The following is a 5,334-nucleotide window of genomic DNA, read 5'->3' as shown; positions in this document are numbered from 1 at the left end:
GATAAAATCCAGCTGGATAGTGAATCTGAAAGCCTGTATGAGGGATTCTTAAATGGAGATGTTGAAGCTGAATATGTTTCAGATGGGGATATAACCAGAGCTTTATGCTTAGCAGAAGTGCTTACAGATGGAGAGAGCTATACATTAACAGAGATTGAAGAAAAAGTGTGTGACGGATGTGAGTATGCTGAAGATTGGATATATGAAAATAATATATGTGAAGAATATATCGATCTTGGGCTGGATGGAACGTATGAATTAAAGACAGATATTGGTGCGGCAGCTTTTAATTTAATATTGGTTGTAAAAAATGTTGATTGAGCTGCACTTGAGGCGGAAGGAAAGAATGCTATAATGATGGATGAATTACAGATACTTCAGGATGAGAAGCGTCAGGAAATAGGTTTTGACGACAATCTATACTATTATGGTGAAGAGCTCAAACCAGACGAAGAATAAACAAGATTTTTCATATATTTTTGGATGAAGATCTTAATTATTTCAGCTAGAGGATTAGGTAATTAGAATATGAGAAAAAAGATACTATTGATATATGTTATATGCACGTTTGTTATGACTGGATGCAGACTGACAACACCTGGGGCGGATGATTCAAGCCAAGATAACAGCCTTAGTATGGATGAAACAAGTTCGTCAGATACTTCTATTGAAGATAATGATGATAGTTTAGCTGATTCCAGTAATGGTTCGCTAGGGCAGGCAGATGATTTACCTTGGAAATCACCTATGGCAGATTATGTTCCAGATTCACCGTATTCAAGCTATATAAGTTTTGCTAATGGGGAAATCTCTACTTTTGAAGATAGTGAATTTTTCTCAGATTATATTTCAGGAGACTATAAGTATACTTGTTGTGATCTTAGTGGAGACGGAGTTCCTGAACTTGTATTATTGTATTCTGATGGTGAAGAAGAAAGACTTCTTACATTTGGATATGATAGAGAAGCAAACGTTTTGTTTAAGTCATTTGAGGATGGTTTTTGTTCTGAAACGGACTATATTTCTAAAAACGGTTTTGTAGTATTGAATTATTACAAAGACATATCAGGTGAATATTATCTGGGCAAGACAGATGATGATTCCTATACGCAATTTATTCAAGTCAGATTGGCCCAAAAAGGTACGAATGATTATGGAAATGATTACATAACTTGGGAAAAAGAAGCTGGAAATAGTGAATTTGAAGAAAGTCATAACCGTGTTTTTGAAGCAGATTACGATCATATAATGGAAATGGCAGAGGATCAGGTCACACTGTCTGATGGCAAGAATCCGGAAGATATGATTCCTTATTTGGAAGAATGCGAAGAAGAGTTTGAGGATTCTTATAAAGAATATAAGCTGTCTAAGCAGCATGGAGAGGGACTTTTTTGTAATTTTAATATTCTTGATGTTCCTGATAATGAATACGAAGATGAAGATAGTGCATATGAGGCGTTCATAAATAATGAAACATGTGTTAGATGCGAGTGTGGAATAGGCACTCTTGATGCAAATTTTCCCTATATCTATGGTGATAAGTTCACTTTATCCAATTGGTATAATCCGGAAGAATCCGAAACTATGGAAAAAAGTTACATTGATTGCGGAAGTGATGGAACCAAGGAACTGGTGATAGAAATTGCTCCAGAAGCTATGGAACCTAATACTATATATGTCATAAGTTTTTATGAAGGTCATTTGTATCTGAAATTTGTTGTTGATTCTTGGTCTCGATCAAGTAAAGAAATAGGAGAAGACGGATATATTAACTCTTATGGAAGTTCAAGTGCATGGAATTATTCACATGATGAGGCTGTTTTGGATTCAAATGTTATTTACCATGAGATATATGATTTGGTGGTAGTAACAGCGGAAGGCAACAAAGAATATTTCCCTGAGGCATTCGAAATATCTGGTGCTGGAGAAGGTTCGACAATATATATCTATGAGATAGATGGCAAAGAATATTATGTTCCTTATGGTTGGGATGAACCAGCGGATGAAGAAGATTACACTGATTTCATGAACGCATGTATTGAGTGCGGAATATCTTTTTCCACACAAGAAGAGGTGGATGCCTTGATTGAGGAGAAAAAGGCGGAGTACGGTTTCTGATTAATGGCTTAATATCATCCACTAATGGCAGGGGGGATTTAGTGTAACCCCTGCCATTACTTGAGGTGTATGAAGAGGAAAATGGAGAATAAAGATCGATGCGAAATATTAAGAAAAGAAAGCGTTACATTACTATTATTCTATTATCTTTTCTGACAATAGTATCAGGATGTAACAAGGTCAATGATTCTAATAAAGACATTGATGAGAACGCTAGAACCGGTTCAAGTGATACAAATGTTAGCAATAGTGCGACTGATGCAAACGCCAGTAATGGTGCTAGTGATGATGCTCAAACAATTGTAGATGATACTGCTATAAATGGTGAAAATGATGCAACTGAGACGGCTTCTAAAGAGTCGACTGCGGATCAATATAAGAAATACAAAGAGTATATTTCACCTAAGAAAAAGGAAGAAATACATCTGGATAGTGAATCGGAAAGTCTGTATGAAGGATTCTTGTATGGAGATATTAAAGCTGAGTATGTTTTAGATGGAGATATAACCAGAGCTTTATGCTTAGCAGAAGTGCTTACAGATGGAGAGAGCTATACATTAACAGAGATTGAAGAAAAATTGTGTGACGGATGTGAGTATGCTGAAGATTGGATATATGAAAATAATATATGTGAAGAATATATCGATCTTGGGCTGGATGGAACGTATGAATTAAAGACAGATATTGGTGCGGCCGCTTTTAATTTAACATTGGTTGTAAAAAATGTTGATGGACATCTAAAGATATGTTTTGCAGGAGATTCATGGGATAGCAGTTTTATCACCGTGTTATTTACGGGGGGAGTTTCCTTGTTTAATAGAGAAAGTAATACTATTCACTCTGCTGAACAGGGATTTTTAGATGAAAATGGTAATTACAAGTTTTGGAACAGGTCAAAAGAAGAAGGATTTCATATAGGCGAAACGGGTGATCTTTACTACAATGATCAGTTTATTGGTTCAGGAATAGGATTATATGTAATCGAAATAAGTTTTGATACAGAAGCAGTAGAACCGTACTACTATGTATATATTGTTGATATAGATAATAATACCTTGGAAGAAGAGAATTCTAATCCTCAAGATCCTTATAATCTGGCGAGAGCTGCACTTGAGGCGGAAGGAAAAAATGCTATAACGATGGATGAATTACAGATACTTCAGGATGAGAAACGTCAGGAAATAGGTTTTGATGACAAACTGTACTATTATGGTGAAGAGCTCAAACCAGACGAAGAATAAAAAAGAAAGAACTGGTAAATTGATGTGTTTATCAGTTCTTTCTGCTAGAGAAAGTAAACTTATGAAAAGACTTATTACATATATTTTTGTGCTGGGGATAACTATAACTGCTTGTGAAAGCAAAGATATAGATTTTTCCAATAATGAAATAGCAGAAGATAGCAATAATATCAAATCAATAGATTTAGATACAAAAGATAATGTATTTTCAAAGGCTATTAGCGAAGATCTGGCGGAGGGATGCAACAGAGCAAGCTTTATTGTGGATCTGGATGTTGATGGTAATAATGAAGCTTTTGTCGTTGAAGGTTACGAAGATGATCCTGGGATTCCAGACTATGATGATTCTTTGAAATATTGGTATGTGAATAGGATTTATTTTGTAGACGAAGAATGCAATACTACTTTGTTGGAAGATTTTGAAGACAGCTATATAGCAACATCTCAAGACCTTCTTGAGCGCAATTCGCAAAGCTTTATAAGCATAAATGGGTATATCGGCGTTGATGGAATTGGGTGCGTGTATTCTGTTTCTGAAGATTGCATCAAGAATTGTACTCCGAAGCTCAATAAATATGGACAGAAGAAGTTTATAAGCGATACTGAAATTGTTTGGTACGAAGAGGCCTATAGATCCTTTTTTGACTATGAAGAAGGAAGCGCTCTTTCGGACTTGAACGGAAGCGGAAGATGCAAATTGCCATATCATATGTATTTACGTGATGGTGAGTTTTATTTATATGATGCAAAAGAAGTAACTATTGATGAAGTAAAAGAAAAAGCTCCAATAGATATTCCAGAAGAAATAGATATATCTACAGCTCAGTTTATCCTTAGGGACAATAATGAGCTGGACATAAACTATTATGAAAAAGACAAATTTGGCTATGAATTCCATTGTGCTATTTATTTTTTATCAGAGGATAAAAGCGCATGGTATCTGAAAGAAACAATTCCGGGATATATGGATGTGAATCTAAATGAGAATAACTGGTCAGTATTGAATGAAGATTCGGCTGCGGCTGATGTAGATGCAGATGGAGGAAATTGTGAAGATAAGCTTCCTTACCAGCAATTAGTCGAGTCTCTTGGAATTTGTAAGTATGAGTATCCCAGCGAATTTAATATTGATAGGAATTTAGAAAGTCTCCTTGAAAATATGACCATATACTATAGCAATTATTCCTCTGAGGATGATTTTTCTATGGACGTAGAAAAATCGTTTATAAGAAATTTCTGTCAAAACTCCTGGTTCTGCTATGACTATATTTTTGACAGTTTAAGCACAAGTGATGGGCTTATCAATAAGCAACAGATAGAATATATCCAATATTCTTTTTCCGGACAATATCGTGAATTTCAAAGTATTAGTGATGATTATGTGGTAGATGTAAATGACTGTTCAAGTGGCTTTGTATATGCGGAATTACAATCTTATGAGGTTGTTTCAGATGGCGAAGAAATAGTCTTAAAGGCAAATTTTAATATATCAGATAATAGTTCCAAAGAAGCAGTAATAACACTAATAAAAAATGAATATAGTTGTTTTGATGGATATAGCGTTAAAACATTTCAAGTTTCATAGTGGGGATTGTTTATAGAAACTAGTAAAAGGTAGTAAAAAAGAACAATGAGAAAAAAGATACTGTTGATATTTGTTATTTGCACATTTGTTATGACTGGATGCAGACTGACAACACCTGGGGCGGATGATTCAAGCCATGATAACAGCCTTAGTATGGATGAAACGAGTTTGTCAGATACTTCTATTGAAGATAATGATGATAGTTCAGCTGATGCCAGTAATAGTTTGATAGGGCCAGCAGACGATTTACCTTGGGAATCACCTATGGCAGATTATGTTCCGGATTCACCGTATTCAAGTTATATCAGCTTTGTTAGTGGAAAAGTAATTACTAAATGGGATGATGAATATTTCTCTGATTATGTAACAGGAAAATATAAATATGCATGT

At 35.0% G+C, this 5,334-nt stretch carries 5 protein-coding genes; all 5 read left to right on the top strand.

The annotated features are described in order from the left end of the window. Positions 1-321 (top strand): hypothetical protein (locus K6G87_RS04640; RefSeq protein ID WP_296834516.1); only part of this gene is annotated, 321 nt, incomplete at its 5' end. Between the two features lie 252 nt (positions 322-573). Continuing rightward, positions 574-2,118 carry a hypothetical protein gene (locus K6G87_RS04635; protein ID WP_296834514.1) on the top strand — a complete coding sequence of 515 codons (1,545 nt, stop codon included), beginning with the start codon at positions 574-576 and terminating at the stop codon, positions 2,116-2,118. Positions 2,119-2,216: 98 nt separating this feature from the next. Further along, on the top strand, positions 2,217-3,359 hold the full coding sequence (locus K6G87_RS04630) for a hypothetical protein (protein WP_296834512.1): 1,143 nt from the start codon (positions 2,217-2,219) through the stop codon (positions 3,357-3,359). Between the two features lie 61 nt (positions 3,360-3,420). Beyond that, complete coding sequence (locus tag K6G87_RS04625; protein WP_296834510.1) at positions 3,421-4,944, top strand: hypothetical protein; 1,524 nt, start codon at positions 3,421-3,423, stop codon at positions 4,942-4,944. Between the two features lie 63 nt (positions 4,945-5,007). Further along, positions 5,008-5,334 (top strand): hypothetical protein (locus K6G87_RS04620; RefSeq protein WP_296834508.1); only part of this gene is annotated, 327 nt, incomplete at its 3' end.

Source organism: Butyrivibrio sp. (genome assembly GCF_024699075.1).
Note: the sequence above shows the minus strand (reverse complement) of the source record. Positions and strands in the feature narration are given on the sequence as shown.